Below are 25,920 nucleotides of genomic sequence, written 5' to 3' on the forward strand. Positions count from 1 at the left end.
TCTCAGAACACGATGTCCGCTGCGGGCACGGCGCGGATCGGCACGCCGAAGCTGTCGATATTCGACAGCGTCTCGTTATGGTGGGTGCGGATCAGCAAACCGTCGGCATAGGATTTGTCGTGGCAGGTGTGGGCATCCGCCGCCAGCGTCACCGGATAGCCGTGCGCCGCCGCGCTGCGCACCGTGGTATCGATGCAAAACGGCGTGGAGTAGCCGCAAACCACCAGCTGCGATACGCCGTTGGCAATCAGTAACGCGCCCAGTGAGGTGCGCAGGAACGAGTCCGGCGTGGTTTTATCCACCCGATGGTCGCCCGGCGCCACCTTCAGCGCCGCGAGCACTTGCCAGGCGGCGCTGCCGTGCCGCAGCTCGTCGTCCGGCGTGTGGTGCTGAATCACGACAACCGGCACACCCGCCCGGCGGGCGCGCTCGCTCAGTTGATTGATGCGCGCAACGGTGCCCGCGGCATCCGCCGGCGGCGGCGTAAACAAACCTTCCTGCACATCGATAATCAACAGCGCGGTGGTCATGGCGGCTCCTGAAGAGAAGATAAGTGGCGTCAGCACACCGGCTGGCGCGGGCGGAAAATATGGTCGACGCCCTGCTCGCGCAACCTGTTCACCAGATCGTGCCCGCCGTTCGGCGTGGCGTGCGCCAGCTGGCGTTCGGCGGTAAACACCGGGCTGGCCCAGAACAGGTTCACCGGGTCGCCATACTGCTGAGGCAACGTCAGGTGCGCGTGATGCGGGTAGAAGGACGACGATAAAATATAGCCTTCATAGCCCAACGGCGCCACGTCGGACTCCAGCGTATGCCCTTCGCCGATCCAGGTCAGCCGCGCCCAAGGCGCGTGAGCGAAACCGGCCAGCGCGCTGGCCATCTGCACCGCGTTGTCTTCGGTCATGTATTGGCTGTCGATGGCGATCGCCATCTCCATGCGGCGATAGCGCGAAGCCTCATCGTTGAACAGGATCTCCACCCACGGCATCGGCCGAATGCTGACGCCCATGGTGAGGAAGTAATAGATGCCGTCGCGCTCGTGCTGAGTGATGGCCATCGGCGGCCACTTGCCCTGATCGATGGCGTAGTATTTTACCGAAGGGCCGAAATGCTGCTCATAGCGCGCCTGAAAATCGCGCTGCATCTTCGGCCACGGATTGCCCTCTTCACGCTGCCAGCTGCGCCAAAACTGGCGGGTGCTTTCCGCCTGCGCATATTGCGTGTTGGTCGAGGCCGAACCGAGCGGATAGGTCAACGGGCTCTCCTTGATGCAGCTGGCCGAATAGCACACCGAATGGTCGATATACAGGCTCCAGCCGGGGATCACCGCCAGCAGTTGGCCGTAATACCACAGGGCAGCGCCGTCGTCGCTTTCGCTCCACACCACCATCAGCCCTTCCGGGTTCAGCGGCGCTTCCCCTTCCAGGTTGCGGCAAAATTCCGCCGCCAGCATCGGCGGTTGCCCCTGCTCCAGCGCGGCGCGATCTTCCTGCAGCGGCGCGGCGGCCAGATTGCGCAGCCAGCAGGCGCGCACCTGATAGCGATCGCTGTAGGCTTCGGCGGGATAGATGTAAAAATAGGCTGCCCTGCTCCCTTGCTGAACCACCGCGACCAGCGTCTGGTTCTCATTGCTGACTTCAGCAAGTACGTATGACTCGTTCATATCACCTCAATAGGGTCAGGGCGCGGCAGAATCGGCTGCGCGCCAAAAATGGAATGTGGCTTTGCCCCCAAGTGTAAAACGCATTACTGGCCGGATCACCCGTAAAAGTCTCAAAAACGGCCGTAAACGAAGATAAACAAAGACTAATTATAGCGGCTGCGGCTCATGACGGCTGAGTGATGCGCCGCACCGCGCGCTGATAGGAACCGTTGCGCATCGACGCGCCCAGCACTTTGCCGAGGCCTGCAGCCCCCGTTCGCACCAGCCGCCGCCGCAACGCGCCCGGATGAAAGCCGAACTGCCGCTGCGCCCAATCGGGCAACAGATCGATACCCGCCTGCATCACCACCCCGCCGAGTGGGCGCGCTAACGCGCTCGGCGCCGGCGCCTTCAGCAGAATGCGCGCCACCTCTTGGGTGCGTTCGTCACAGACCAGCTGCGGCCGCATCGCCTGCAGATAGTCGTCTACTTCCGCGCAGGACTGAGGGATGGCGGTCGCCCCCAGCGCGGCGGCCACGCGCGCCGCTTCGCGATAGTATTGATCCTGCAAATCGCGGGAAAGATGCGGGTTGCGGTAGCGCAGGTGGCTGGCCAGAAAACGGCTGCTCTCCGCCACGTGCACCCAGGTCAGCAGCGCCGGATCGCTGGCGGCATAGGGCGTGCCGTCGCTGCCGACGCCGGTCACCCGCAGGTGGATGGCTTTGACTTTGGCGATCAGCCGCTCCGCCTCGGCGGTCGGGCCGAAGGTGGTGACCGACACGAACTGGCTGGTGCGGCGCAGGCGGCCAATCATATCGTCGCGGAAGTTGGAGTGATCCCATACGCCGGCCAGCGCCAACGGGTGCAGCATTTGCAACAGCAAGGCGCTGACGCCGCCGCACAGCATCGGGGTGAAATCGCGGTGTACCTGCCAGATGACCGACTGCGGGCCGAACAGCCCCGGATCGCCGGGCGGATTCTCAAAATCGACGCCGCCGAGCGCCAGCCCGGTCAGGCTGAGCACCTGTTTTTCTATCGCTGCGCGTACCGCTTCCATCCTGCCGCCCTCTTGCTCATTCAGCGGCCAGTGTATCACGCGGCGAGCGCCTCATTGCGCCCTGCGGCGGTTGAAAGCTTTAACTTACTGAATTACAGTTGTTATACCGCTTGCAACCAGGCGGGCCTATTCGATCCACTGCAGAGGCACTTTGCAGGGCGTTAACCCACGTTAATTCGGCACTAACCCCACAAAACCTCTATCTAGTTTCTTTTCCTTCAACTTAGATAGCAGAGAGTTCGATGATTACCATCAGAGCACGCGCGGCGGAAGACAACGCGCAATTGGCAGATATCTGGCTGCGTTCGGTGCGCGCCACTCACCACTTTTTAACCGAAGACAACATCGCACAGCTGTTCCCGCTGGTGCTGAACGACTACCTGCCGGCGGTCAACGTTTGGGTGGCCGAAGAGCAGCCGGGGCATCCCTGCGGCTTTATAGGTCTGAACGGCAACAAGGTGGAGATGCTGTTTATCGATGCCGATCAGCGCGGCAAAGGCGTGGGCAAAGCGCTGCTGACCCACGCGGAAACGCTGCACGATGAGCTGCAGCTGGACGTGAACGAGCAAAATCCGCAGGCCAGCGGCTTCTACCGCCACTACGGTTTTGTCATCACCGGCCGCTCACCGCTCGACGGCCAGGGCAACCCGTTCCCGCTGCTGCACATGAAGCTGGAAAAACGCTAGTCCGCCTCCGCCGGCCGCCCTGCGGCCGGTTTTCTCCCCCTTCTATCGCCCGCCGCCTAATATATCAAATCAGAATAAGTAATAGATTTTACATTCTTCCTGTCACTATCAACCCTCGGTAGGATTGCCCGGTATTCACCCGCAACAGAGGTTCCGTCCGTCACTTCCCGCCGGGTTGTGCCCCGCCGAAAAGCCGAACGATCCTTGTCCGGCGCGACGCGCCCCGGACGGAATGCTGTGATGTATCAATAAGGATCCGCTTCGCTATGATCGTTCTTTCGAACGTTTGCAAAACTTTTGACAGCGCACAGGGCCGCGTCGTGGCGGTTGACGACGTCAGCCTGGCGATAGAAGCCGGGCAAATTTACGGCATCATCGGCTACAGCGGCGCCGGCAAAAGCACGCTGATCCGCCTGCTCAACGGCCTAGAAAAGCCCACCAGCGGCCGCATTGACGTGGGCGGATTCGATATCGCCCGCGCCAAAGGCAGCCACCTGCGCCAGGCGCGGCTGAAAATCAGCATGGTGTTCCAACACTTCAACCTGCTGTGGTCGCGCACTGTCAGCCAAAACATCGCTTTTTCCATGCAGATAGCCGGCGTCCCCAAGGCGCGGATTGCCCCGCGCGTGGCGGAACTGATCGCGCTGGTTGGCCTGCAGGGGCGCGAAAACGCCTACCCGTCGCAGCTCAGCGGCGGCCAGAAACAGCGCGTCGGCATCGCCCGCGCGCTGGCCAATAACCCGAGCGTGCTGCTGTGCGACGAGGCCACCTCGGCGCTCGATCCGCAAACCACCGACGCCATTCTCGACCTGCTGCTGGCCATCAATCGCCAGCTGAAGTTGACCATCGTGCTGATCACCCACGAAATGCACGTGGTGCGCAAAATCTGCCACCGCGTGGCGGTAATGGAAAACGGCCGCATCGTCGAAGAGGGGCCGGTGCTCGAGGTGTTCACCCGGCCACAGCAGCCGATCACCCGGCAGTTCGTCAAACAGGTGTCGCAGTATGCGGACACGGCTGAGAGCTTCAACCCGCAGCTCACCGCCCACCTGCCGGGGGCGATCTTCAAGCTGACCTTCGTCGGCGAACAAACTCATCAGGCGGTGATCGCCGAGGTGATTCGGCGCTACCCGCTCACCGTCAACATTCTGCACGGCAAGATCAGCCACACCCTCAACGGTTCGTTCGGCGAACTGTACATCCACGCCGAAGGCAACGAACAACACGTCGCCGACATGCTCAGCCTGCTGAACGAAAGAGACATCGCCGTCGAGGTTATCCAACATGATTGAATCCCTGTTCCCCCACCTGCGTCTGGACCAACTGTGGGACGCCACCTGGGAAACGCTCTACATGACCGGCATCGCCGGTTTGGCCACGCTGGTGCTGGGCATCGTGCTCGGCGTGCTGCTGTTTTTAACCTCGAAGGGGCAGTTGCTGCAAAACCGCACGGTCTACACCCTGATCTCCGTGCTGGTCAACGTCTTCCGCTCCATTCCGTTCATCATTCTGATCGTGCTGCTGATCCCGTTCACCAAGTCGCTGATCGGCACCATTCTCGGCGCGGACGCCGCCCTGCCGGCGCTGATCGTCGGCGCCGCGCCGTTCTACGCCCGGCTGGTGGAGATCGCGCTGCGCGAGGTCGACAAAGGGGTAATCGAAGCGGCGCGCTCGATGGGCGCCAAAAACCGCACCCTGATTTTCCGCGTCTTGCTGCCGGAAAGCTCGCCGGCGCTGGTTTCCGGCATCACCGTCACCCTGATCGCGCTGGTGAGCTACACCGCGATGGCCGGGGTGATCGGCGCCGGCGGCCTGGGCAACCTGGCCTATCTGGAAGGCTTCCAACGCAACCACAGTGACGTGACGCTGGTGGCGACGCTGACGATCCTGCTGATCGTTTTCGTCATTCAGTTCATTGGCGACACCCTGACAAGAACGCTCGATAAACGTTAATTAACCAAGGAAAACGATGATGAAAAAGCACCTACTGATGTTGGCTTTCGCCTCTGTCGCCACCCTCGCCTCTTACGGCGCCGCCGCGGCGACCAAGCTGGTGGTTGGCGCCTCCAACGTGCCGCACGCCGAGATCCTCGAACAGGCCAAACCGATACTGGCGAAGGAAGGCATCGATCTGCAGATCAAGCGCTTCCAGGACTACATCCTGCCGAACACCGCGCTGGCCAGCCACGACATCGACGCCAACTACTTCCAGCACGTGCCTTACCTGAACTCGGTGCTGAAAGACCACGCCGACGACAAGAGCTACGACTTCGTCAGCGCCGGCGCGATCCATATTGAGCCTATCGGCATCTACTCGAAGAAGTACAAGAGCCTGAAAGATCTGCCGGAAAACGGCAAAATCATCATGCGCGACGCGGTGGCGGAAGAAGGCCGCATTCTGTCAATCTTTGAACGGGAAGGCGTGATCAAGCTGAAGCCAGGGGTGAGCAAGGTGGATGCACGCATCGCCGACGTGGTGGAAAACCCGAAACACCTGAAGTTCCAGGCTAACGTTGAAGGCGCGCTGCTGCCGCAGATGTACAACAACAACGAAGGTGACGCCGTGGTGATCAACGCCAACTACGCCATCGACGCCGGGCTGAATCCGACCAAGGATCCGATCGCGGTCGAAAGCGGCGAAAACAACCCGTACGCCAACATCATCACCGTGCACAAAGCCGACGTGAACAAGCCGGAGATCGTGGCGCTGGTGAAAGTGCTGCACTCCAAGCCGATTCAAGACTTTATCCGCGAGAAGTACCAGGGCGCGGTGATCCCGGTCAATCAGTAACGCTGTATACGGCCCGGTGAAAACCGGGCCTGTTTCTACACCTTATTGCCAATCTGGCTGAGCCGCGGCCACACCAGCATCAGCGCCTCCAGCAACCGCAACAGATCGTCCCGGCTTGCCCCTTCTCGCGCCTGCACCGACATGCCTTCAATGGTGCAAATCACGTATTTCGCCAGCAGCGCGGTATCGGTTTTCGCCAGCAGCTCACCCTGCTGCACCTTGCGATCGAAGCAGGCCTTCAGCGCCGCTTCCTGCGCATGATGCTTTTTGCGCAGCATCTGGGCGACGTCGTCGGAAGCGGACGACAGCGCAGCGGAGGCGCACACCATAAAGCAGCCGGAGGGGGTATCGGGATCGGTGAAGACCTGAACCGAAGAACGCACGTAGGCCTCGACGATCTCGGCCACCGGCACATCCTGTTCCAACAGCTGGTTGGTGCAGGTGGTGTATTTTTGCAGATAGCGTTCCACCGCCGCGCGGAACATCCCTTCTTTGTTGCCGAACTCGGCATACAGCGTCGGCGCCTTGGCGCCGGTCACTTCCACCAGATCGGCCAGCGAGGTGGCTTCATACCCGTGCCGCCAGAACAGATCGAGTGCGCTTTCCAACGCCCGGTCGCGATCAAATTGTTTGGGTCTGCCACGGCTTTTCTTGCCGCAGACCGCTTCATTGATGCTCATCGTTCCTCTCCTATCCCGCTCCACAGCAGGCTTAGCACAAATAACTTAACGATCATTATAAAAAAATATTGCGCCCTCGTCGAGAACCGATTAGCATTTAGTTATCGATCGTTAATAAAAATTAGCGAACCGGATTAAAACCCTCTATTGACCGTTATCGAAAAGGAATTAACATCATGAAAAGCTTAAAACTAACCTTAGCCGCCCTCACTCTGGCCAGCGTTTCCTTCGGCAGCTTCGCCGCCGATTTGGTCACTAGCCAACCGGCCGACCAGCAAAAAGTGGGCGTCATCACCGTCAGCGGCGCGTCCGATTTGACCTCGCTGGAAAACAGCCTGGCCGCCAAAGCCGATCAGGCCGGCGCCAAATCCTTCCGCATCACCAGTGCCGGCGGCAACAACCAGCTGCATGGCACTGCAGAAATCTATCAATAACAAAGCATTAAGCCTGTGGACTGCATACCCTTATTGCTCACAACGCCAGGGCGTAAAAAAAAATTAATTAACGAGCATTAAAAAAATACTTGCAATCCGTCAAACCGGCATCTAACATTAAATTATCGATCGTTAATTAATTTAACGACCTTACAAAACAAACATCGTAAAGAACACTGATAGGAAATAAGACCATGAAAAACCTGAAAATGACCATCGCAGCCATCGCACTGGCTTCCGCCTCCTTCGGCAGCTTCGCCGCCGAACTGGTTAACGCGCAACCCGCCGACCTGCAAAAAGCCGGCGTCGTTACCGTCAGCGGCGCGTCCGACCTGAGCAGCCTGGAAAACAAACTGGCGGCCAAAGCCGACGCGGCGGGTGCCAAATCCTTCCAGATCATCGCCACTACCGGTGACAACAAACTGCACGGCACCGCGATCATCTACAACTAATGGCCGGATCGGCAATCGTGCAAAAGGGCGGCTCAGGCCGCCTTTTGTTTGCTTTAACGCCAACGTTCTGTTGTAAGCTGTAGCGACCTCTTCCCGCTGAGCCGAGCAACGTCATGACTCCCCTGCTGTTTCACAAATATCACGGTCTGGGCAACGACTACCTGGTATGCCACCGTTCGGTCGCCGATCGCCTGAGCCAGGAACAGATCCGCCTGTTGTGCCACCCGCATTACGGCATCGGTTCCGACGGCCTGCTGATCGACAGCGGCGACACCGTCAATCCCACCCTGCGCATCATCAACCCGGACGGCTCCGAAGCGGAGAAAAGCGGCAACGGCTTGCGTATCTACGCGCGGTATCTGTTCGACAGCAAGCGCGTGGCGCATCAGCCGTTTCTGGTGCACACCGCCGGCGGCGACGTGCGTTGCCAGGTGGCGGAAGACGCGCATCAGATAACCGTGGAGATGGGGCGCGCCAATTTCAGCCCGGCGGCGCTGCCGGCCTTGATCGATCTGCCGGAGGCGCTGAACTATCCGCTGCCCCTGAAGGAGGAGACGTTAAGCGTTTCGCTGGTGTCGATGGGCAACCCGCACTGCGTGGTGCCGGTGGAAAAACTGGATCTGGCGCAGGTGCATCGGCTCGGACCGCAGATTGAGCGCCATCCGCTGTTCCCGAAACGCACCAATGTACAACTGGTGGAAGTGGTCGATCGCCAGACGCTGCGCATCGGCATCTGGGAGCGCGGCGCCGGCTTTACCCTCGCCTCCGGCAGCAGCAGCTGCGCCGCCGCCAGCGTGATGCGCAAGTTGGGACGAGTCGGCGATCGGGTTAGTGTGCGGATGCCGGGCGGCGAACTGCAGATCGCCTTCAGCGGCGATTTTCAGGTCAGCATGCGCGGACCGGCGCATAAAATCGCCACCCTGACGCTGGACGAAGACTGCTTTGCCGGCGGCGCGGGGCTGTTTACGGGATCCACCCCAGCAGCCTGAACCACAGATAGTCCAACGGCACCAGCAGCGCAAAGCTGAGCGCGGCCAACAGCAGACACAGCTTTAGCCCTTCACGCGCCGGCACTTTGCCCATCCCCATCGCCACCACGATCGGCGAGGCCTGATACGGCAACAGCGGCGTGGCGTAACCGATCACCTGGGTCATCAGCACCGTCAGCAGCGGCAAGCCGCTGCCTGCGGACAACGCCTGCGCCAGCGGGGTAAACAGCGCCGGCACGCCGTTGGCGGTCACCACGAAATTCAACAGCGCGGTGATCCCCACCAGCGAACCGAATGCTGTAAACGGTTTGCCGTGCAGATCCGGCATCATCGCCAGCAGCGCGCCGCCCAACCGATCGCCGAGCCCCGAGTGGCTGACCAATGCGGTCAGCCCCAGGATCCCCGCCACGTAAATACAGGTGCGCACGTTGACCCCGGCGGCGAACTGCTCGCCGTTGAGAAAACCGATGCGCGGCAACAGGCAGAAGCAGGCCGCCGCCAACCCTATCCAGGCGGGGGCGATGCCGTGCCAGCTGTCGGTCATCCACAACAGTACCGTAATGCCCAACAGCGCGATCAGCCGCCACTCGGCGGCACTGAGCGGCGTTTGTGCCGCCTCGGCCGCCACCGGCTGCGGCCGGGCACGGAACAGGCCACAGATGCACAGCGTCAGCAGCGCGCCTTTGGCCACCCCGAGCACCGGAGCGTGCAACAGCAGATAAGAGAGATATGCGAAGTGGCTGCCGTAGGCGCTTTCTGCCGCGCCGCTCATCACCAGGTTAGGCACGTTGGCCGGCAGGATGCTGGCGGAAAGCTGGAAGGTGCCGAACCCCACCGCCAGCGCCAAACCGATGCGGCCGCGCGAGCCTTCCGCTAGGCCGGCGCGCTCGGCCAACGCCATGACGATCGGCATCAGCAGCGTAATGCGCCCCATATTGGAGGGCATGACAAACGCCAACGCGTAGCTTATCGCCACCACGCCGCCCACCAGGCGCGGCCAGGAACCGGCCAGATGCGGCAAGAGTCGGTTGGCCAGGCGATCCGCCAAGCCGGTACTGCGGATGGCGGTGCCCAACACGAAACCGCTGAGCACCAGCCAGAATGCGGAAGACGCGAAACCGGAAAAGGTCACCGCGGCGGGTGCCAGCTGCAATACCATCACCGCCGCAAAGAACAGCAACGCGACCAAATACTCCGGCAAACGGGCGCTGGCCCATAGCGCGATGACCACCAGCGTGACCAGCGCAGAAAGCGCCATGGGATCCCCCAACATAGTTCTTCTCCCTGATAAAACGTTTTGATTGTTATCAAACGGTTAACAGGGTGACACAAGGCGCGGGCGTTAACCTTGAAACCGCTCACATATCGTCGTTCTGCAGATTTTTCAGCATGCACACATTGCAGCCGTGGTGGCCGGTATTGCCGCGCCGTTCCGTCAGCAGCGTGAAACCCAGCGCGTAATACAACCCGATCGCCTCTTTCAACTGTTCGGTGGTTTCCAGATAGCAATAGCGATACCCTGCCGCCCGGGCCGCCTTCAGCGCCTGCACCACCATATAGCGCGCCATGCCCAGCCCACGCACACCGGGTTTGAAGAACAGTTTTTGCAGTTCGCAATAGCCGGGCTCTTCGCCGGCCAGCGGCGCCATGCCGACGCCCCCCACCACCTGCCCGTCCCGCTCCAGCACCCAGTAGCGACCGCCGTTGTCGCGATACAGGCCGGTCAGCCGATCGAGATCCGGATCGTGCAGGCTGACCCCTTCCATCTTGTCCATGCCGTACTCGCGAAACACCTCGCGAATGATCGCCGCCATCGCCGCATCGTCGCGCTCGGCGATCGGCCGCACCCGCAGGTTGGCGTCGCGCTGTTTGCGCGCGCTGCGCAGCGCCGCAGTCATCTTTTTCATCGCCGCAGTGGTGCTCGCCAGCTCATCGTCATCCAACTGCGCCAGCGCCGCCTGCATAAAGCCGTCGGCGTCGCTCTCGATGCCGGCCAGCGCCTTGCCGCCCTGTTTACTCAGCCGATGCAGGTTGTGCCGCTTGTCATCCGGATGATCCACCGTTTCTATCACGCCGGCAGCCACCAGGCTGCGCAGCGCCCGGCTGGCGCTGGCCTTGTCGATGCACAGCCGGGCCGCCAGCTCGGTGACGCCCAGCGGCTGCTCGCTGACTTCGATCATCAGATGGATCTGCAGCGGCGAAAAGCGCGAGCCGTTGCTCTGCTTGTTCAACATGCCGAATTCTCTGACCAAATTGCGCGCCAATGCTCTGAAATCCCTGATGTTCACAATTGATACCCCAATTAGCTACCGATAAAAAATGAGATTTAGTTGATAGTGTTACCTAATTCTCACTACCTTAACGGATCATCAAACCGCCATGAACCCCGGTATAACAGAGGAGCTGATGCAAAACGTTACATTACCCAATACAGTAAACTGATTAATTCAAAAAAATCAGAATAAAAATTCATTAATTTAATGTTGATAAAACAATAAACCAGTTAAAAAACATACAATCATGAAAAAATCTGCGGATAAGAGAAAAAATTGATATCAATCCATTTCATTACAATAGGTTACAACAATGTTAATAGCGGCATTAATGCCGATATCTTGTTGTAATTTGTTACATCTTCATGGCAGGATCGCGGCGCTTCCATAACGGCGACAACGCTCGTTATGGAAACATCGGGCGCGGGTTGCTCCCGCGCCGTTTTATGCTCATGGAGAGATCGCATGCCAATGAAAAAATCACTCGCCGTCTGTTCCGTCGCCCTTTCCGTCACTTTGCTGGCGGGCTGCGCGACCGAATCCTCCCGCTCTTTGGAAGTGCCGAAAGTGGCTTCCTACAACACCACTTATCAGGGCCCACGCAGCCCTATCGCCGTCGGTAAATTCGACAACCGCTCCAGCTACATGAATGGCATCTTCTCCGATGGCGTCGATCGGCTGGGCAATCAGTCCAAGACTATCCTGATCACGCATTTGCAGCAGACTGGCCGTTTCAACGTGCTGGATCGCGCCAACATGGAAGAGTTGAAAACTGAAGCCGGCATTAAAGGGAAAGCACAAACGCTGAAAGGTGCCAACTATGTGATTACCGGCGATGTCACTGAATTCGGCCGCAAAGAAGTCGGCGATCATCAGCTGTGGGGCATTTTGGGCCGTGGTAAATCACAGGTCGCTTACGCCAAAGTTAATCTGAACGTCGTGAACGTACAGACCTCAGAAGTCGTCTATTCCTCTCAGGGCGCCGGTGAATACGAACTGTCCAATCGCGAAATCATCGGTTTCGGGGGCACCGCCAGCTACGACTCCACCCTTAACGGCAAGGTGCTGGATCTGGCCGTGCGTGAAGCCGTCAATAACCTGGTTACCGGTCTCGAAAACGGCGCATGGCGCCCTGCTAACTAACGGACTAGAAGCAGAAAGATGATAACTAAAAAAATGGGCGGGGCGCTGTTTGCAGCGACCCTGTTGGCCGGCTGCGCCGCGCCGAAAACGCTTTACAATTGGGATGGCTACCAAACTTCTCTTTATCAATACTACCAGCAGGATGGGCAAAGCCCTGAGCAGCAGATCGCTACGCTGAAAGAGATCGTCGAGAAATCCCGCGCCAAGGATAAAGCCGTACCGCCGGGGCTGCATGCGCAACTGGGGCTGCTGTACAGCAAAACCGGCAACGACGGACAAGCCATGAGTGAATTCAACACGGAAAAAATGCTGTTCCCGGAATCGGCACCGTTTATGAATTTCCTGATGGCCAAGGATAAGGGGAGCTTTAAATGAAGCGTGTACTCACTTTCCTCAGCGTTACCGCCATCCTGTTGCTGAGCGGCTGTGCCAAGCAAACGCCTTATGACTATGCGGCATTCCATGAGAGCAAGCCGAAGTCGATCCTGGTCTTGCCGCCGGTTAATCAGTCGCCGGATGTCAAAGCCAGCCACAGCGTGCTCGCCAGTGCAACCTTACCGCTGGCCGAGGCCGGTTACTATGTGCTGCCGGTCGCTGTAGTGGAGGAAACCTTCCTGCAAAACGGTCTAACCAACGCCAACGACATCCGCGCCGTCAGTCCGAAAAAACTGCACCAGATTTTCGGCGCCGACACCGTGCTGTACCTGGATGTCACGCAATACGGTACCAGCTACATGGTGATCAGCAGCGAAACTCGCGTTACCGTAGCCGCTCGCCTGGTTGACCTGCGCAACGGCAAACAGCTGTGGGCCGGCACCGCCACCGCATCCAGCAACGAAGGCAACAACAATTCAGGTGGCCTGCTGGGCATGGTGATCAGCGCCGCGATTTCACAAATCGCGGATACCATAAGCGACAAAGGGTTCGACATTGGTGCCATCGCCAACACTCGCCTCCTGTCGGCAACAGGTCAGAACGGCGCCATTCTTTATGGCCCGCGCTCACCTCATTACGCCAGCCAGCGTTAAGCAGTCTCTCGGGCGGCCTTCTCGGGCCGCCTATACCAAACTTGTCCCTTTTGCCAAAAGTAGCCCATGCTTTAACTGCTCCTTTCCTTCTGGCTAACCGGGACGCTGGCTCATGACGAAAAAAACCACCCTGCTGCAATTCTTCCACTGGTACTACCCCGACGGCGGCAAACTGTGGCAGGAGGCCACCGAACGCGCCCCGCACCTCGCCGAACTGGGCATTACCGATCTGTGGCTGCCGCCCGCCTACAAAGGCGCTTCCGGCGGTTACTCCGTCGGTTACGACACCTACGATCTGTTCGATCTGGGCGAGTTTGACCAGAAAGGCAGCGTGGCCACCAAATACGGCGACAAGGCGGCGCTCGAACACGCCGCCACTACGCTGCGCGAACACGGCGTGGGGGTGCTCTACGACGTGGTGTTCAACCACAAGCTCGGCGCGGACGAGAAAGAACGGGTGCACGTGTTCAAGGTGGACGCCAACAACCGCAACGACATTGACGACCAGGGCTTCGACGCGCTGGCCTATACCCGCTTTACCTTCCCCGGCCGCCAGGGCGCGCATTCCGAGTTTATCTGGGATTACAAATGCTTCAGCGGCGTCGATTACGTTGAGCAGCCGGACGATAAAGGGGTGTTTAAAATCGCCAACGACTACGGCGACGAAGGCTGGAACGATCAGGTCGACGACGAAAAAGGCAACTACGACTACCTGATGGGCGCCGACGTGGAGTTCCGCAACGCCGCCGTGACGGAGGAGCTCAAATACTGGGCGCGCTGGCTGCTGGACACGCTGCCGTGCGACGGCTTCCGCCTCGACGCCGCCAAACACATTCCCGCCTGGTTTTTCAAAGAGTGGGCGGATCACGTGCGCGACAGCGCGCAGCGCGATCTGTTTATCGTCGCCGAATACTGGTCGCACGATCTCAGCGCGCTGCAACAATACATCGAGTTGGTGGACGGCAAAGTGATGCTGTTCGACGTGGCGCTGCACCTGAAGTTTCATCAGGCGTCAAAACAGGGCGACGGCTTCGACATGGCGCAGATCTTCACCGATACCCTGACCGCCGCCGATCCGGCCCACGCGGTGACGCTGGTCGCCAACCACGATACCCAGCCGCTGCAATCGCTGGAGGCGCCGGTGGAACCCTGGTTCAAACCGCTGGCCTACGCGCTGATCCTGCTGCGTGAACAGGGCGTGCCCTGCGTGTTTTACCCCGACCTTTATGGCGCCAGTTACCGCGATAAAGGGCGCGACGGCGGCGAATACCAGATCGACATGCCGGCGATCCCGGAGCTGGAGAAGCTGATCGCCGCCCGCCAGCGCTTCGCCAACGGCCCGCAAACCGACTACTTCGACGACAGCCACTGCGTGGCCTTCAGCCGCGCCGGCACCGCCGACGCCCCCGGCTGCGTGGTGGTGTTGACCAACGGCGGCGAAAGCGGCAAGACGGTCGCGCTCGGCGCCGATCTGGCGCACACCGCCTGGCGCGATTTCCTCGGTAACCGCCAGGAGGAAATCACCACCGACGACCAGGGCAGCGCCCATTTCCCGGTCAACGCCGGCAGCGTCAGCGTCTGGGTGCCGACAGGCAGCCTGTGAACGCCCGCCGCCGCGCAATGATGCCGCGGCGGCAAAACTAATGTTTGCCTTTCGGGTCTAACTTACGCTATCAACTGCGCAAGCCATTCACACCGGAGCCTAAATAGGGTACAAGGCTGCATGAAAATTCCAAAACGACTCCAGCCGCTGGTGGATGACGGATTAATCGACGAAGTCATCCGCCGTTTGAAAAGCGGCAAAGAAGCCGACGTGTTTATCGTGCGCTGCGGCGATGAGATCCGCTGCGCCAAAGTGTACAAAGAAGCCGAGAAGCGCAACTTCAAGCAGGCCGTGCACTACCAGGAAGGGCGCAAGGTGCGCAACAGCCGCGACGCGCGCGCCATGAGCAAAGGCTCCAAATTCGGCCGTCAGCAACAGGAAGAAGCCTGGCAGAACACCGAAGTGGACGCGCTGTATCTGCTGGCCAGGGCCGGGGTGCGGGTGCCGCAGCCGGACATCTGCCTGGACGGCGTGCTGCTGATGGAGCTGATCACCGACGAGGAAGGCCTGGTGGCGCCGCGTCTGAGCGATGTCATCCTGACGCCGGAACAGGCGCGCGCCGATCATGCTCTGATGATGAACTACGCGGTGCGCATGCTGTGCGCCGGCTTGGTGCACGGCGATCTGTCGGAATTCAACGTGCTGATGGATAAAGACGGGCCGGTGATCATCGATCTGCCGCAGGTGGTGGACGCCGCCGCCAACAACCACGCCAAAAGCATGTTCGAGCGCGATATCGACAATCTGGCGGAATATTACGGCCAATTTGCGCCGGAGCTGCGCGACAGCCAATATGCCAAAGAGATCTGGGCGCTGTATCAGGAAGGCACGCTGACGCCGGACAGCGTCCTCAGCGGCCGATTCAGCGAAATTCAGAAGCGCGCCGACGTCGGCTCGGTGCTGGAAGAGATCCAGGCCGCCAGCGAGGAACATCAGCGCCGCCTCATGGCGCGCAACGCGGAAGAGTAACGCCCGCGCTACTCGACGCGAAACACGTCCGGCCGCTGCGGGGTCGCGGCTTCGTGATAGATATCCCCCAGATAGCCGGCGATCTCCTCTTCGCGCAGATCCGCCGGCAACACGATATCGTAGCTGGGGGCATATTTGCGCTCCGGCAGCGTCACGCGGAACAGCCGCCATTCGTCCCCGATACGCTTCACGCCTACCAGGCGGCCGAACACGTTAAAAATCATCATCCGCCATTCCCCTTTTCGTCGCTTTCAGGCTATAACACTGTGATGCCGCCGCAGTGAAAAGGAAAGCGCATGAGTGAAAAAACGCCCCAGTTCTGGCGCGACCCGCAGTTGCCTTTTGTCGAAGCGCGCGCCATCAATGATGGCCGCAAAGTGTGCTACAGCCTGCACAGCCACGAATTCTTTTCCATCGGCGCCATCACCGGCGGCGTCAGCACCTATGTCAACGGCGAGCGGCGCATGCAGGTCGGCGCCGGCGATGTGGTGATCATCAATCCGCAGCAGGCGCATGCCTGCAACCCGATCGCCGACCGCCGTTGGTCATACATCATGTTCTATCTCGATCTCGCCTGGCTCGGCGCGCTGCAGCAGGAAATGATGGGCGGCGACGACGACCGCTTTGTCCCCTTCAGCCGGCCGCTCAGCCGCGATCCGGCGCTGTTCAACGGGCTGAACCAACTGTACGCGCTGCTGACGAACGCGCAGTGCGGCGCGCTGGAAAAACAGATCGCCCTGGTGGAGTATTTCAGCGCCCTGCAGCTCGCGCTGGGCAGCGGCCGCCAGCCGGAGACGCCGCCGCACCCCCGACTGGAAGCGGCGGCGGCGTTTATCGACGCGCACTGCACTCAGTCGCTGACGCTGGAAGACATTTGCCACGCCGCCGCGCTCTCGCCCTCCTACCTGATCCGCGCCTTCCGCCAGCGCTACGGCATGACGCCGCACGCCTATCTGGTCAATCGCCGCGTGCAGCACGGTCATCGGTTGTTGAAAAGCGGCCTGCCGATCGCCGCGGCCGCCAGCGAAAGCGGCTTTGCCGATCAGGCGCACTTCCAGCGTACCTTCAAACAGCTGCTGGCCGCCACGCCCGGTCAGTATCAAAAACCCTCCGCCAACAGATAGCAGGCGCTGGCCGCCAGCAACGCCGCCATCGCGCGATTGAAGCGTTGTACGTTGCGCGCCTGCCTGAGCAGGCCGCGCAACATCGCGCCAACGTAAGCCCAGCAAGCCACCGAAGCATAGCAAATCACGAAGTAGAGCCCGGCGAACTGCCACAGCAGCCGGATGTCGCCGTCGCCGACAAACGCCCCGAGGCTAGCCACCGACGCCAGCCATGCCTTGGGGTTCAGCCATTGCATCAGCGCGCCGTACCAACAGGAAGGCGCCTGCGCCTCGCCGTTGCCCAGCCTGCCGTCGTCAAACGCCAGCCGGTAGGCCATAAACAGCAGGAAGGCCACGCCGGCCCATTGGATCAAGCGGGTCAACGCCGGCCACAGGATCAGCAGTTGGTGCATGCCCAAACCCAGCAGCACCAGCAACAGGGTAAACCCCAGCGTGGCGCCGAACACGTGACGCTGGGTCGCGCCAAAGCCGAACTGCGACCCGGCGCTCAATGCGACGATGTTGACCGGGCCGGGCGTGATGGAGGCCGCCAGCGCAAATGCGGCCATGGAAAGGTAGATATTATTCATGAGGGCACCTGAGGAAAAATTCACAGGCGCCAGAATGCCGGGCCGCGCCGACAACGTATTGAACAGAATTGCCCTGTTAGGTTTAGCGCACCGCGACGGCCCGTCGGCGCGGCAACCCGAAGGTATTGACCGCCATGCCGGCCAGCACCAGCAACGCGCCGCCGAACTGCGCCGGCGACAGCGCTTCGTCCAGCAGCAGCCAGGCGGCGAACAGCCCGACCAGCGGCACCAGCAGCGTCAGCGGCGCGACGCGCCAGGTTTCGTAGCGCCCCAGCAGGCTGCCCCACACCGAATAACCGAACAGCGTGGCGGCGAACGCCAGATAGGCAACCGCCAGCCAGGTGCCGACCTGCACATGGCTCAGGCTGGCCAGCACCGCCTGCGAGCCGTCGAACAGCCAGCTGCAAATCAGGAACGGCAGTACCGGGATCGGCGCGCTCCACACCACCAGCGACAAAATGTTGCGCTGCGGGAAACCGGCCAGGATCTTCTTGTTGGTCAGGTTGCCCAGCGCCCAGGAGAACGCCGCTGCCAGGGTCAGCAACAGGCCCGCCAGGGGGACCGCGCCGCTGCCCGGCTTATGCAGGCTGGCCTGCGCCAGCGCCAGCATGCCGCCGCTGGCGATGGCGATGCCGACGAAATGATTGACGCGCAGCTTTTCGCCCATCAGCACGACACCCAACAGCAGGGTGAAGAACACCTGCGCCTGCAACACCAGCGAGGCCAGCCCCGCCGGCATGCCCACCTTGATGGCGACAAACAGAAAGGCAAACTGCGCGAAGCTCATGGTCATGCCGTAGAGCAACAGCCATTTCCACGGGATGGTCGGGCGCGGGATAAAGAAGATCGCCGGCAACGCCACCAGTAAAAAACGCATCCCGGCCAACAGGAACGGCGGCATCCCCTGCAGGCCGAACTTGATTACCACGAAATTCACGCCCCAGATCACCACCACCAACAGCGCCAACAGCCGATCGCGCAATGTCATCCTCGCCCCGCTTATCCCATTGAAAATTCGCTTTGCCTTGCAGGTTACAACCAAACCGGGCGCATGGACACCGGCAAACGCCGGCGTTTATTCCGGCATCAGGCCGATGAAGGTGGTTTTCTTGCGCGGGCCGGTCATCAGCGCTTCCAGCTTCTCCACGCACTGCAGATAGTGTGGGGTCTGCTTGTGCGCCGCCACCGCCTGCTCGTCGTGATAGGCTTCGTAGATGTAAAACCGCGTCGGAATATGCTCATCCTGCAGCACGTCGAAACGCAGGTTGCCCGGCTCTTCGATCGCCCCCAGGTGATTGGCGCGGAAAACGTCGATAAATTCGTCGATCTTGTCCTGTTTAACGTTGATCTCTACCAATGTGACGTGCATGACAGCTCCTTGTTTAAACGGCGCGCCGCAGCATGGCGCTTTCCAACCATAGGTTTATTCCCGTCGATTGCCCTGCCGCAACGGCAATTTTGCCGCCTGGCTCACAAATCGCACCGGCGATGCCCACCCCGCCCCCGGCGAGGGAAGACGGCGGCATCTATAGTTACTATTCCTCCCCCTGAGAGCATAGGCTATGGATAACTACTTGATGGCGCTGGACGCAGGAACAGGCAGCATTCGCGCGGTGATCTTCGATCTGGCGGGCAATCAGATCGCGCACGGCCAGGCCGAGTGGCAACACCTCGCGGTGCCGGGCGTACCCGGCTCGATGGAATTCGATCTCAACCGCAACTGGCAGTTGACCTGCCAGTGCATCCGCCAGGCGTTGCAGCGCGCGGGGCTGAGCGCGCAGGCGATCCGTGCGGTAGCCTGCTGCTCGATGCGTGAAGGCATCGTTCTGTACGATCGCAACGGCGTGCCGATCTGGGCCTGCGCCAATGTCGATGCGCGCGCCAGCCATGAAGTCAGCGAACTGAAAGAGTTGCACAACCACGGCTTCGAACGTGAGGTCTACCAGTACTCCGGCCAGACGCTGGCGCTGAGCGCCATGCCGCGCCTGCTGTGGCTGGCGCACCACCGGCCGGACATCTATCGCCAGGCGGCGACGCTGACCATGATCAGCGACTGGCTGGCCTACATGCTGAGCGGCGAGCTGGCGGTCGATCCTTCCAACGCCGGCACTACCGGCATGCTGGATCTGACCAGCCGCGACTGGCGGCCGGCGCTGCTCGATATGGCCGGGCTGCGCGCCGATATTCTGTCGCCGGTGAAAGAGACCGGCGTCGTGCTGGGGCGCGTCACCGAGCAGGCGGCGCAGGAGAGCGGGCTGCTGCGCAGCACCCCGGTGGTGATGGGCGGCGGCGACGTGCAGCTCGGCAGCCTGGGGCTCGGCATCGTGCGCGCCGGGCAGACGGCGGTGCTCGGCGGCACCTTCTGGCAGCAAATCGTCAACCTGCCGGAACCGGCCATCGATCCGGAAATGAACATCCGCATCAACCCTCACGTCATTCCCGGCATGGCGCAGGCGGAATCCATCAGCTTCTTTACCGGCCTTACCATGCGCTGGTTCCGCGACGCTTTCTGCGCCGAAGAGAAACTGCTGGCGGAGCGACTGGGGATCGACGCTTACAGCCTGCTGGAAGAGATGGCGGCCAGGGTGCCGCCGGGCGCCTACGGCGTGATGCCGATCTTTTCCGACGCCATGCATTTCAAAACCTGGTATCACGCGGCGCCGTCGTTCATCAACATGTCTATCGATCCTGAACGCTGCAACAAACAGACGCTGTTCCGCGCGCTGGAGGAGAATGCCGCCATCGTCTCCGCCTGTAATCTGGAGCAGATCGCCGCCTTCTCCGGCGTGCAGGCCCGCTCGCTGGTGTTCGCCGGCGGCGGTGCGAAAGGCAAACTGTGGAGCCAGATCCTCAGCGATGTCACCGGCCTGACGGTGCGGGTGCCGGTGGTGAAAGAAGCCACCGCGCTGGGCTGCGCGATCGCCGCCGGGGTCGGCGCCGGGCTTTACGCGTCGCTGGCCGAAACCGGCGAGCAGCTGGTGCGCTGGGAGCGCGAGCATCAGCCGGATCTCACCAACCATGCGCGGTATCAGGAACAGAAAGAAAACTGGCGGCGGGTCTATGCCGATCAGCTGACGCTGGTGGATAGCGGCCTGACCACCTCATTGTGGAAAGCGCCGGGCCTCTAGCGCCGCGCGCGGCCAGGTCATAACCTTATACCGTTTTATTCCTTTCCCCTCGGCGCGGCGCAAGCCGCGTTTTAACTCGCTGCCGTCATTGTTCCCCCTCAGAAACAGTGTAACCACCGCAGATGGATTTATCTGCGCCTTCAGCCTGCCGTAGATTGTGACTTTGATCACGCCGCGCCCCGAGCGCGGCCTGCGCATTCACCTGAGAAGAGCGGCATTATGCTGAATAATAAAGATAACCCTGCATCATCCCCGTGGCCGGCGATCTTCTCGCTGACGGTCGCCTGTTTTGTCATGGTCACCACCGAGTTTTTGCCGATCGGCCTGCTGACCAACATCGCCCCTTCGCTCGGCGTCAGCACCGGCACCGCCGGGCTGATGGTGACCATGCCCGGCATCGTGGCGGCGGTGGCCGCGCCGGTATTGAGTCTGGCTTCCGGCCGGCTGGACAGACGCCTGCTGATGCTGGGGCTGTCGTTGCTGCTGATGGTGTCCAACCTGGTGGCGGCGCTGGCCGTCAACTTCCCGATGATGCTGCTGGGCCGCGTGCTGCTGGGCATCTGCGTCGGCGGCTTCTGGTCGTTCGCCGCCAACTACGGCCGCCATCTGGTGCCGGAAGCCAGCCAGGGCCGCGCCACTGCGCTGATCCTCAGCGGCATCTCGGTCGGCGCGGTATGCGGCGTGCCGGCCGGGGCGCTGATCGGCGATCTGTTCGGCTGGCGCGCCGCCTTCTTCGGCGGTGCGGCGCTGGCAGTCGGCGTACTGTTGGCGCAGCTGCGTTTGCTCACGTCGGTACCGCCCTCCCGACCGGTCACGCCGCGCGATCTGGTGCTGCCGCTGCGCCTGCCGATGGCTCGCATCGGCCTGATCGCCATCGTGCTGCTGTTCATCGGCCACTTCGCCGCCTATACCTATCTGCGGCCCCTGCTGCAGCAGGTGTTCGTGCTCAGCCCATCGGCGATCTCGCTGCAGCTGTTGGCCTATGGCGCCATCGGTCTGCTGGGCACCTTTCTCGGCGAGCGTCTGGCGGAACACAGCCTGCACGCCACCTTCATACTGATCGCCGCCATGCTGGCGGGCATTTTGATCGTTTCGCCGCTGCTCAGCGGCCTCGCCGGCGCCACGCTGATGGTGCTGGTATGGGGGCTGGCCTTTGGCGCCGTGCCGGTCTGCGCCACCAACTGGATGTTCGCCGCCGTGCCGCAGGCGCCGGAGGCCGGTCAGGCGCTGTTGGTGTGCGTCATCCAGATCGCGCTGGCCTCCGGCGCACTGCTGGGCGGCGAGGTGGTGGACTGGCAGGGCGTCAGCAGCGCCATGCTGTTCGGCGGCGCGCTGATCCTCTCCGCCACGCTGGTATTCGGCCTCAGCTTGCGCTCCGGCGCGATTGGCGCTAAACAGTGTTAATCATTATCTATCTGCAGAAACATGCCCCGGCCACCGCCGGGGCATGGCATTGAGAACCTATGGACCATCATTTGCTCGCTATCCGGGTATTTAACCGCGTCGTGGAAACCGGCGGCTTTACCCGCGCCGCCGATTCGCTGGGCATGCCGAAAGCGACGGTCACCAAGCTGATCCAAAATCTGGAGGATCACCTGCAGACCAAACTGTTCCAGCGCACCACCCGCAGCGTGTCGGTCACCCGCGAAGGCGAATGCTATTACCAGAATACGGTGAAATGGCTGGCGGATTTGGAGCAGATGGAGGGCTGTCTGACCGAGTCGCAGAATTCTCCGCAGGGCGTGCTGCGCATCGATACCGGCAGCGGCACCGCCCGCCAACTACTGTTGCCGGCGCTGCCCGGCTTTTTGGAACGCTACCCGCAAATCCAGATCGATCTCAGCATCGGCGATCGCGTTATCGATTTGATCAGCGACAGCGCCGACTGCGTGATCCGCAGCGGTCCGTTGGCCGACTCCAGCCTGATCGCCCGGCGTCTGTTCGATCTGGACTGGGTCAGCTGCGCCACCCCGGCCTATCTGGCGCGCCACGGCACCCCGCGCCACCCGTGCGATCTGGAACAGGGTTTTCCGATGGTGCACTACCGCCATCCGGTCAACGACCGCATCCATCCGCAACGCTATGTCGAGCGCGGCAAAGAGATCGCCATCCAACAGCGCTACCCGGTCAGCATCAATGAAGGCAACGCGCTGCTGGCGGCGAGCCTGGCCGGCTTGGGCATCATCCAGATCTATCGGTTTATGGCGCAGCCGCACCTCGAGCGCGGCGAACTGGTCAGCCTGCTGCACGACTGGCAGCCGCCGCCGGAGCAGATGTACGTGGTCTACCCGTCCAATCGCCACCTCAGCGGTAAGCTGCGGGCGTTCATCGACTGGGCGGTGGAGACATTTCATTAACCGGCCGCTTAGGCAGGAGCGGCTTTTTTCCCGACTTTAAAAAAATAGGCAAATCATGCATATCGAACCGCTGTTCGCCCATCGCCGGCGCATTGAGGAACTGGCCGCGTTGTTGCATCAAGAATGGGGCGCCTTTGCGCAGTGGAGCAGCCGCGAGACCATCAGCCGGCGGCTGGCTAAACGCTGTGCGCCCGAGAGCCAAGGCGTCGTGTTGCTGGCGCTGTCGCCGCAGCAACAGATCGTCGGCACCGCCAGTTTGACGCTGTATGAATTGACGGATAAACCGGAGCGCCAATACTGGCTGAGCGAAGTCTTTACCCACCCGCAGCACCGCGGCCAAGGCATTGCCCGCAACCTGATCGCGCGCTGCATCGAGCACGGCCGAACCCAGGGCATCAGCGAACTGTACCTGTATACGCCCGACCAGCAGGCGCTGTATCAGAAACTCGGCTGGCGCTCGCTGGAACAACGCCAGGTCGCCGGTGAAACCGTCACGGTGATGAGCCGCACGTTGTAGCCGCACGCACTGTGGTATTATTGGCCGCATATTGATTTCCGACGGACGACCACCATGGCCTATATCCCCAAAAACTATGCGAAGCTGGAAACCGGCTACCGCGAAAAAGCGCTGAAACTGTTCCCCTGGGTATGCGGACGCTGCTCGCGCGAATTCGTTTATTCCAACCTGCGCGAGCTGACGGTGCACCACATCGATCACGATCACAGCAACAACCCGGAAGACGGCAGTAACTGGGAAATGTTGTGTCTGTATTGCCACGACCACGAACACTCGAAATACACCGAGGCCGATCAATACGGTTCGACGGTGGTGGCCGGTGAAGATGCGCAAAAAGATATCGGCGTCGCGACCCACAACCCGTTCGCCAACCTGAAGGCGATGATGAAGAAGTAACGCCATCGACAGCTTAATGAGCCACTAACTTATTAAGCTGTTAAATTAACAAAAGGCGCTTCCGTTCCGCCACTTCCCAGAGAATTCCTACTTACCCATCCGGTTCATTCACCGCAAAATAAGCTGCGCAGTTAACAACATACTGGCTTGGCAAGCCGCCGCAGTTGGTGCATATTGTTCGCGAGTTGTTCTTGTTAACCTGTTTGATTATCAACCTAATAAGCACATTAACTTAATAAGTTACCCGCTTAATAACTTGAGAGATGGCAGCATGATTGTTCTGATTGGCTCGCAAAAAGGCGGCGTCGGCAAATCGACGAAAGCAGTGAATATCGCCGGGTATCTGATTCTTAAGCAAGGCAAGACGGCGATCATCGTCGATGCCGACGACCAGAAATCGATCATGACCTGGTACAACGACCGTCAGAACGTCGAGGGGCTGCCGCACATTCCGGTGGTGGCCGCGTCGGGTAAAATCAAGGAAACGCTGCTGGAGCTCGATCGCCATTACGACTACGTGATCGTCGATACCGCCGGCCGCGACAGCGCCGAACTGCGCTCCGGCCTGCTGGCCGCCGATCTGTTCCTCTCGCCGCTGCGCCCTTCGCAGATGGATCTCGACACCATCGGCTATCTGTCGGAGATGTTCTCCACCGCGCAGGAATACAACGAGAAGGTCAAAGGCTACATCGTATTGAACATGTGCCCGACCAATATCTTCATTAATGAAGCCAACGAAGCGGCGCAGGTGCTGAGTGAATACCCGGAGTTCACCCTGGTGAGCAATCGCCTGTGCGACCGCAAGATTTACCGCGACGCCTGGGGTGAAGCCATCACCGTGCACGAGGCGAACAATGAAAAGGCGCAGACCGAAATTGAATGCCTGGTGAAAGAGGTGATCCTGTGAAGAAACGCACCCCCACCCACCGCATGTCGGAAGACGAATTCATCAACAGCGCCACCTCGCATACGCTGCCGGTCGCGGCGCCCGCGCCGGAAACCAAGCCGGCCGGCCGCAAGCGCACCTACAAGGCGATCTCCGTCAGCCTGACGGACAACCACATTGAGGCTATCGATGAAGTGATCGTGCAGGCGGCGCGCAACGGCATCGTGCGCATCACCCGCTCCGACATCATCAAACTGGCGATCGACGGATTGGCGGAGAAAAGCGAAGCGCAACTGCTGGCGCTGCTGAAATAACTCTGACCGCACGGCAGCCGCCGGCTGATCGAGCCGGCGGGCCGTTATCATCTAGAGTTCCCCGCCACCTCGCACCGGTAGTCCTGAATTTCACCGGCCGACCCCAGGTTGAGATCGGTCAACTTCAAACGGTTTGCCAACAGCAGCATCTCGCCCTGCGGGCTGACCGCCAGCGCCAGGCCGTAATTGCCGATGCTGTCGCCCTGCTCGACCACGTAGTTTTGCAACAAGCGGAAAGGATCTTCCTGGGTTAAATCGGTGCCCGCCAATTTTCTGGCCAGATATTGATGGCCGACCAATTTCACCGCCAGCGGCCGCCACTGTTGATCTAATTGCTCAGCCTGTTCCCCCAGCGCGTTATAGACATCCAGGCGCAAGCAGGCAACGTGAATATGCAGCTGATTTTGAGAGCGGCCATATTTCGAATTGACCGCCAGAGAAACCCATGCGTCTTTTAACGGTTTACCCAGCTCGCTGGATATATGTTCGCGGTTATTCCAGGCCTGGGCGAAATAAGGCGGCGTTCGATCCGCTTGCAATATCGGGCTCTCGATGCCGCTGACCTTTTCGGTCGGCATCACCAGATCGTGGTAAGGGCCCTTGCTGTCCTTAAACAGCACATATCCTTCGGTTAAATCCACCTTTAAGCAGGGCGCAGGATCGTGGTTCTGCTGCTGATTGGGCACGCACTGTTGGCTGACTATCTGCCACAGCGCATTCGGATTGCCGCGCCCGAAGAACCACCACAGCACCGCCGCCAGCAGCAAAATGACAAGCAAAATAATTAATAGTCTGAAAAGTCTTTTCATCGCGACTCCCTGTTTATCTATTCCATACCGAAAGGAGCGCCAGCATAAACCAAGGCTCCGGCATCGACCAGAA

General features: G+C 60.6%; 31 protein-coding genes. 20 read left to right on the top strand and 11 right to left on the bottom strand.

Translation table 11 applies throughout. The features are described 5' to 3' along the window. Nucleotides 1-2: 2 nt before the first annotated feature. From ACSBQV_RS08325 to ACSBQV_RS08335, 3 genes are all read right to left on the bottom strand, one after another. Nucleotides 3-530, bottom strand: coding sequence for a cysteine hydrolase family protein (locus tag ACSBQV_RS08325; RefSeq protein ID WP_099785239.1), 528 nt, complete (start codon nucleotides 528-530; stop codon nucleotides 3-5). Nucleotides 531-559: 29 nt separating this feature from the next. After that, a complete protein-coding gene (locus tag ACSBQV_RS08330; protein ID WP_099785241.1) occupies nucleotides 560-1,663 on the bottom strand; it encodes a suppressor of fused domain protein in 1,104 nt (367 codons plus the stop codon). A gap of 163 nt (nucleotides 1,664-1,826) precedes the next feature. Further along, complete coding sequence (locus ACSBQV_RS08335; protein WP_033652666.1) at nucleotides 1,827-2,699, bottom strand: oxygenase MpaB family protein; 873 nt, start codon at nucleotides 2,697-2,699, stop codon at nucleotides 1,827-1,829. A 242-nt stretch (nucleotides 2,700-2,941) separates the two neighbouring features. Between ACSBQV_RS08335 and ACSBQV_RS08340 the strand changes: the two genes are divergently transcribed. The 4 genes from ACSBQV_RS08340 to ACSBQV_RS08355 all read left to right on the top strand — a co-directional run bounded on the left by ACSBQV_RS08340 (nucleotide 2,942) and on the right by ACSBQV_RS08355 (nucleotide 6,176). Then, on the top strand, nucleotides 2,942-3,385 hold the full coding sequence (locus tag ACSBQV_RS08340) for an acetyltransferase (protein WP_033642318.1): 444 nt from the start codon (nucleotides 2,942-2,944) through the stop codon (nucleotides 3,383-3,385). 266 nt (nucleotides 3,386-3,651) lie between these two features. Then, nucleotides 3,652-4,677 (top strand): methionine ABC transporter ATP-binding protein, encoded by a 1,026-nt coding sequence (locus tag ACSBQV_RS08345; RefSeq protein ID WP_099785243.1) that lies wholly within the window; start codon nucleotides 3,652-3,654, stop codon nucleotides 4,675-4,677. After that, nucleotides 4,670-5,338, top strand: coding sequence for a methionine ABC transporter permease (locus ACSBQV_RS08350; protein ID WP_033642316.1), 669 nt, complete (start codon nucleotides 4,670-4,672; stop codon nucleotides 5,336-5,338). Before ACSBQV_RS08345 ends, ACSBQV_RS08350 begins: the two co-directional genes overlap by 8 nt. A gap of 19 nt (nucleotides 5,339-5,357) precedes the next feature. Next, nucleotides 5,358-6,176 carry a MetQ/NlpA family ABC transporter substrate-binding protein gene (locus ACSBQV_RS08355; protein WP_033652662.1) on the top strand — a complete coding sequence of 273 codons (819 nt, stop codon included), beginning with the start codon at nucleotides 5,358-5,360 and terminating at the stop codon, nucleotides 6,174-6,176. A 35-nt stretch (nucleotides 6,177-6,211) separates the two neighbouring features. Here the strand turns inward: ACSBQV_RS08355 and ACSBQV_RS08360 are convergent, their stop codons facing one another. Then, nucleotides 6,212-6,856: a TetR/AcrR family transcriptional regulator gene (locus ACSBQV_RS08360; RefSeq protein ID WP_033642313.1), complete on the bottom strand. Its 645-nt coding sequence runs from the start codon at nucleotides 6,854-6,856 to the stop codon at nucleotides 6,212-6,214. Between the two features lie 176 nt (nucleotides 6,857-7,032). On the opposite strand from ACSBQV_RS08360, the gene bhsA (ACSBQV_RS08365) reads away from it, so the two are divergent. The 3 genes from bhsA (ACSBQV_RS08365) (at nucleotide 7,033) to dapF (ending at nucleotide 8,731) form a co-directional block, all read left to right on the top strand. Further along, on the top strand, nucleotides 7,033-7,290 hold the full coding sequence (gene bhsA, locus ACSBQV_RS08365) for a multiple stress resistance protein BhsA (RefSeq protein WP_033642312.1): 258 nt from the start codon (nucleotides 7,033-7,035) through the stop codon (nucleotides 7,288-7,290). Between the two features lie 194 nt (nucleotides 7,291-7,484). Beyond that, on the top strand, nucleotides 7,485-7,742 hold the full coding sequence (bhsA, locus tag ACSBQV_RS08370) for a multiple stress resistance protein BhsA (RefSeq protein WP_042783929.1): 258 nt from the start codon (nucleotides 7,485-7,487) through the stop codon (nucleotides 7,740-7,742). A 113-nt stretch (nucleotides 7,743-7,855) separates the two neighbouring features. Then, a complete protein-coding gene (dapF, locus tag ACSBQV_RS08375) occupies nucleotides 7,856-8,731 on the top strand; it encodes a diaminopimelate epimerase (RefSeq protein WP_099785245.1) in 876 nt (291 codons plus the stop codon). Here dapF and ACSBQV_RS08380 read toward each other — a convergent pair. Continuing rightward, nucleotides 8,706-10,004 (bottom strand): SLC13 family permease, encoded by a 1,299-nt coding sequence (locus ACSBQV_RS08380; protein ID WP_099785247.1) that lies wholly within the window; start codon nucleotides 10,002-10,004, stop codon nucleotides 8,706-8,708. The two genes, dapF and ACSBQV_RS08380, sit on opposite strands and share 26 nt — an antisense overlap. An 85-nt stretch (nucleotides 10,005-10,089) precedes the next feature. After that, complete coding sequence (locus tag ACSBQV_RS08385) at nucleotides 10,090-10,995, bottom strand: bifunctional helix-turn-helix transcriptional regulator/GNAT family N-acetyltransferase (protein WP_099785249.1); 906 nt, start codon at nucleotides 10,993-10,995, stop codon at nucleotides 10,090-10,092. Between the two features lie 480 nt (nucleotides 10,996-11,475). Between ACSBQV_RS08385 and ACSBQV_RS08390 the strand changes: the two genes are divergently transcribed. The 5 genes from ACSBQV_RS08390 (at nucleotide 11,476) to ACSBQV_RS08410 (ending at nucleotide 15,747) form a co-directional block, all read left to right on the top strand. After that, a complete protein-coding gene (locus ACSBQV_RS08390) occupies nucleotides 11,476-12,147 on the top strand; it encodes a CsgG/HfaB family protein (protein ID WP_033642307.1) in 672 nt (223 codons plus the stop codon). A gap of 18 nt (nucleotides 12,148-12,165) precedes the next feature. Continuing rightward, nucleotides 12,166-12,522 (top strand): DUF4810 domain-containing protein, encoded by a 357-nt coding sequence (locus ACSBQV_RS08395; RefSeq protein WP_099785251.1) that lies wholly within the window; start codon nucleotides 12,166-12,168, stop codon nucleotides 12,520-12,522. Further along, nucleotides 12,519-13,175, top strand: a complete 657-nt coding sequence (locus ACSBQV_RS08400) for a DUF799 domain-containing protein (protein WP_033642306.1) — start codon at nucleotides 12,519-12,521, stop codon at nucleotides 13,173-13,175. The genes ACSBQV_RS08395 and ACSBQV_RS08400 overlap by 4 nt, the downstream gene beginning before the upstream one ends. 112 nt (nucleotides 13,176-13,287) lie before the next feature. Beyond that, entirely contained in the window at nucleotides 13,288-14,778 is a 1,491-nt protein-coding gene (gene amyA / locus ACSBQV_RS08405) for an alpha-amylase (RefSeq protein WP_099785253.1), read from the top strand. A 120-nt stretch (nucleotides 14,779-14,898) separates the two neighbouring features. Next, nucleotides 14,899-15,747 carry a PA4780 family RIO1-like protein kinase gene (locus ACSBQV_RS08410; protein WP_033642304.1) on the top strand — a complete coding sequence of 283 codons (849 nt, stop codon included), beginning with the start codon at nucleotides 14,899-14,901 and terminating at the stop codon, nucleotides 15,745-15,747. Nucleotides 15,748-15,755: 8 nt separating this feature from the next. Here ACSBQV_RS08410 and ACSBQV_RS08415 read toward each other — a convergent pair whose 3' ends face one another. Then, nucleotides 15,756-15,974 carry a DUF7661 family protein gene (locus ACSBQV_RS08415; RefSeq protein ID WP_033642303.1) on the bottom strand — a complete coding sequence of 73 codons (219 nt, stop codon included), beginning with the start codon at nucleotides 15,972-15,974 and terminating at the stop codon, nucleotides 15,756-15,758. Nucleotides 15,975-16,043: 69 nt separating this feature from the next. Here ACSBQV_RS08415 and ACSBQV_RS08420 point away from each other — a divergent pair, with 69 nt between their 5' ends. Continuing rightward, nucleotides 16,044-16,871 carry an AraC family transcriptional regulator gene (locus ACSBQV_RS08420; protein ID WP_099785255.1) on the top strand — a complete coding sequence of 276 codons (828 nt, stop codon included), beginning with the start codon at nucleotides 16,044-16,046 and terminating at the stop codon, nucleotides 16,869-16,871. Here ACSBQV_RS08420 and ACSBQV_RS08425 read toward each other — a convergent pair. The 3 genes from ACSBQV_RS08425 to lsrG all read right to left on the bottom strand — a co-directional run bounded on the left by ACSBQV_RS08425 (nucleotide 16,847) and on the right by lsrG (nucleotide 18,809). Further along, nucleotides 16,847-17,440 (bottom strand): LysE family translocator, encoded by a 594-nt coding sequence (locus tag ACSBQV_RS08425; RefSeq protein WP_099785257.1) that lies wholly within the window; start codon nucleotides 17,438-17,440, stop codon nucleotides 16,847-16,849. The two genes, ACSBQV_RS08420 and ACSBQV_RS08425, sit on opposite strands and share 25 nt — an antisense overlap. A gap of 82 nt (nucleotides 17,441-17,522) precedes the next feature. Next, nucleotides 17,523-18,428, bottom strand: a complete 906-nt coding sequence (locus tag ACSBQV_RS08430) for an EamA family transporter (RefSeq protein WP_099785259.1) — start codon at nucleotides 18,426-18,428, stop codon at nucleotides 17,523-17,525. An 87-nt stretch (nucleotides 18,429-18,515) separates the two neighbouring features. Further along, complete coding sequence (gene lsrG / locus ACSBQV_RS08435; RefSeq protein WP_099785261.1) at nucleotides 18,516-18,809, bottom strand: (4S)-4-hydroxy-5-phosphonooxypentane-2,3-dione isomerase; 294 nt, start codon at nucleotides 18,807-18,809, stop codon at nucleotides 18,516-18,518. Nucleotides 18,810-19,002: 193 nt separating this feature from the next. Here lsrG and lsrK point away from each other — a divergent pair, with 193 nt between their 5' ends. The 7 genes from lsrK (at nucleotide 19,003) to ACSBQV_RS08470 (ending at nucleotide 25,038) form a co-directional block, all read left to right on the top strand. Continuing rightward, nucleotides 19,003-20,568, top strand: coding sequence for an autoinducer-2 kinase (lsrK, locus tag ACSBQV_RS08440; RefSeq protein WP_168177239.1), 1,566 nt, complete (start codon nucleotides 19,003-19,005; stop codon nucleotides 20,566-20,568). Nucleotides 20,569-20,787: 219 nt separating this feature from the next. Next, nucleotides 20,788-21,972: an MFS transporter gene (locus ACSBQV_RS08445; RefSeq protein WP_099785263.1), complete on the top strand. Its 1,185-nt coding sequence runs from the start codon at nucleotides 20,788-20,790 to the stop codon at nucleotides 21,970-21,972. Nucleotides 21,973-22,031: 59 nt separating this feature from the next. Next, nucleotides 22,032-22,925, top strand: coding sequence for a LysR family transcriptional regulator (locus tag ACSBQV_RS08450; protein WP_033652403.1), 894 nt, complete (start codon nucleotides 22,032-22,034; stop codon nucleotides 22,923-22,925). 55 nt (nucleotides 22,926-22,980) lie between these two features. Then, nucleotides 22,981-23,442 (top strand): GNAT family N-acetyltransferase, encoded by a 462-nt coding sequence (locus ACSBQV_RS08455; protein ID WP_099785265.1) that lies wholly within the window; start codon nucleotides 22,981-22,983, stop codon nucleotides 23,440-23,442. 54 nt (nucleotides 23,443-23,496) lie between these two features. Next, the gene (yajD, locus tag ACSBQV_RS08460) at nucleotides 23,497-23,838 is read left to right on the top strand and encodes an HNH nuclease YajD (protein ID WP_004939576.1); all 342 of its coding nucleotides are present in this window, start codon (nucleotides 23,497-23,499) and stop codon (nucleotides 23,836-23,838) included. A 271-nt stretch (nucleotides 23,839-24,109) separates the two neighbouring features. Further along, the gene (locus ACSBQV_RS08465) at nucleotides 24,110-24,745 is read left to right on the top strand and encodes an AAA family ATPase (protein WP_016928620.1); all 636 of its coding nucleotides are present in this window, start codon (nucleotides 24,110-24,112) and stop codon (nucleotides 24,743-24,745) included. Continuing rightward, nucleotides 24,742-25,038, top strand: a complete 297-nt coding sequence (locus ACSBQV_RS08470; protein ID WP_099785267.1) for a hypothetical protein — start codon at nucleotides 24,742-24,744, stop codon at nucleotides 25,036-25,038. Before ACSBQV_RS08465 ends, ACSBQV_RS08470 begins: the two co-directional genes overlap by 4 nt. Nucleotides 25,039-25,085: 47 nt before the next feature. Here ACSBQV_RS08470 and ACSBQV_RS08475 read toward each other — a convergent pair whose 3' ends face one another. Then, on the bottom strand, nucleotides 25,086-25,847 hold the full coding sequence (locus ACSBQV_RS08475; RefSeq protein WP_168177240.1) for a CDP-diacylglycerol diphosphatase: 762 nt from the start codon (nucleotides 25,845-25,847) through the stop codon (nucleotides 25,086-25,088). Between the last annotated feature and the right edge of the window lie 73 nt (nucleotides 25,848-25,920).

Origin of the sequence: Serratia sp. B501 (assembly GCF_051172315.1) — a bacterium.
Classification (GTDB): domain Bacteria; phylum Pseudomonadota; class Gammaproteobacteria; order Enterobacterales; family Enterobacteriaceae; genus Serratia; species Serratia ureilytica.

Excerpts from the sequence above, each read along its gene's own strand:
- ACSBQV_RS08325 (WP_099785239.1), bottom strand. The coding sequence starts at position 530 with ATGACCACCGCGCTGTTGATTATCGATGTGCAGGAAGGTTTGTTTACG.
- ACSBQV_RS08330 (WP_099785241.1), bottom strand. The coding sequence starts at position 1,663 with ATGAACGAGTCATACGTACTTGCTGAAGTCAGCAATGAGAACCAGACG.
- ACSBQV_RS08335 (WP_033652666.1), bottom strand. The coding sequence starts at position 2,699 with ATGGAAGCGGTACGCGCAGCGATAGAAAAACAGGTGCTCAGCCTGACC.
- ACSBQV_RS08340 (WP_033642318.1), top strand. The coding sequence starts at position 2,942 with ATGATTACCATCAGAGCACGCGCGGCGGAAGACAACGCGCAATTGGCA.
- ACSBQV_RS08345 (WP_099785243.1), top strand. The coding sequence starts at position 3,652 with ATGATCGTTCTTTCGAACGTTTGCAAAACTTTTGACAGCGCACAGGGC.
- ACSBQV_RS08350 (WP_033642316.1), top strand. The coding sequence starts at position 4,670 with ATGATTGAATCCCTGTTCCCCCACCTGCGTCTGGACCAACTGTGGGAC.
- ACSBQV_RS08355 (WP_033652662.1), top strand. The coding sequence starts at position 5,358 with ATGAAAAAGCACCTACTGATGTTGGCTTTCGCCTCTGTCGCCACCCTC.
- ACSBQV_RS08360 (WP_033642313.1), bottom strand. The coding sequence starts at position 6,856 with ATGAGCATCAATGAAGCGGTCTGCGGCAAGAAAAGCCGTGGCAGACCC.
- bhsA (WP_033642312.1), top strand. The coding sequence starts at position 7,033 with ATGAAAAGCTTAAAACTAACCTTAGCCGCCCTCACTCTGGCCAGCGTT.
- bhsA (WP_042783929.1), top strand. The coding sequence starts at position 7,485 with ATGAAAAACCTGAAAATGACCATCGCAGCCATCGCACTGGCTTCCGCC.
- dapF (WP_099785245.1), top strand. The coding sequence starts at position 7,856 with ATGACTCCCCTGCTGTTTCACAAATATCACGGTCTGGGCAACGACTAC.
- ACSBQV_RS08380 (WP_099785247.1), bottom strand. The coding sequence starts at position 10,004 with ATGTTGGGGGATCCCATGGCGCTTTCTGCGCTGGTCACGCTGGTGGTC.
- ACSBQV_RS08390 (WP_033642307.1), top strand. The coding sequence starts at position 11,476 with ATGAAAAAATCACTCGCCGTCTGTTCCGTCGCCCTTTCCGTCACTTTG.
- ACSBQV_RS08395 (WP_099785251.1), top strand. The coding sequence starts at position 12,166 with ATGATAACTAAAAAAATGGGCGGGGCGCTGTTTGCAGCGACCCTGTTG.
- ACSBQV_RS08400 (WP_033642306.1), top strand. The coding sequence starts at position 12,519 with ATGAAGCGTGTACTCACTTTCCTCAGCGTTACCGCCATCCTGTTGCTG.
- amyA (WP_099785253.1), top strand. The coding sequence starts at position 13,288 with ATGACGAAAAAAACCACCCTGCTGCAATTCTTCCACTGGTACTACCCC.
- ACSBQV_RS08410 (WP_033642304.1), top strand. The coding sequence starts at position 14,899 with ATGAAAATTCCAAAACGACTCCAGCCGCTGGTGGATGACGGATTAATC.
- ACSBQV_RS08415 (WP_033642303.1), bottom strand. The coding sequence starts at position 15,974 with ATGATGATTTTTAACGTGTTCGGCCGCCTGGTAGGCGTGAAGCGTATC.
- ACSBQV_RS08420 (WP_099785255.1), top strand. The coding sequence starts at position 16,044 with ATGAGTGAAAAAACGCCCCAGTTCTGGCGCGACCCGCAGTTGCCTTTT.
- ACSBQV_RS08425 (WP_099785257.1), bottom strand. The coding sequence starts at position 17,440 with ATGAATAATATCTACCTTTCCATGGCCGCATTTGCGCTGGCGGCCTCC.
- ACSBQV_RS08430 (WP_099785259.1), bottom strand. The coding sequence starts at position 18,428 with ATGACATTGCGCGATCGGCTGTTGGCGCTGTTGGTGGTGGTGATCTGG.
- lsrG (WP_099785261.1), bottom strand. The coding sequence starts at position 18,809 with ATGCACGTCACATTGGTAGAGATCAACGTTAAACAGGACAAGATCGAC.
- lsrK (WP_168177239.1), top strand. The coding sequence starts at position 19,003 with ATGGATAACTACTTGATGGCGCTGGACGCAGGAACAGGCAGCATTCGC.
- ACSBQV_RS08445 (WP_099785263.1), top strand. The coding sequence starts at position 20,788 with ATGCTGAATAATAAAGATAACCCTGCATCATCCCCGTGGCCGGCGATC.
- ACSBQV_RS08450 (WP_033652403.1), top strand. The coding sequence starts at position 22,032 with ATGGACCATCATTTGCTCGCTATCCGGGTATTTAACCGCGTCGTGGAA.
- ACSBQV_RS08455 (WP_099785265.1), top strand. The coding sequence starts at position 22,981 with ATGCATATCGAACCGCTGTTCGCCCATCGCCGGCGCATTGAGGAACTG.
- yajD (WP_004939576.1), top strand. The coding sequence starts at position 23,497 with ATGGCCTATATCCCCAAAAACTATGCGAAGCTGGAAACCGGCTACCGC.
- ACSBQV_RS08465 (WP_016928620.1), top strand. The coding sequence starts at position 24,110 with ATGATTGTTCTGATTGGCTCGCAAAAAGGCGGCGTCGGCAAATCGACG.
- ACSBQV_RS08475 (WP_168177240.1), bottom strand. The coding sequence starts at position 25,847 with ATGAAAAGACTTTTCAGACTATTAATTATTTTGCTTGTCATTTTGCTG.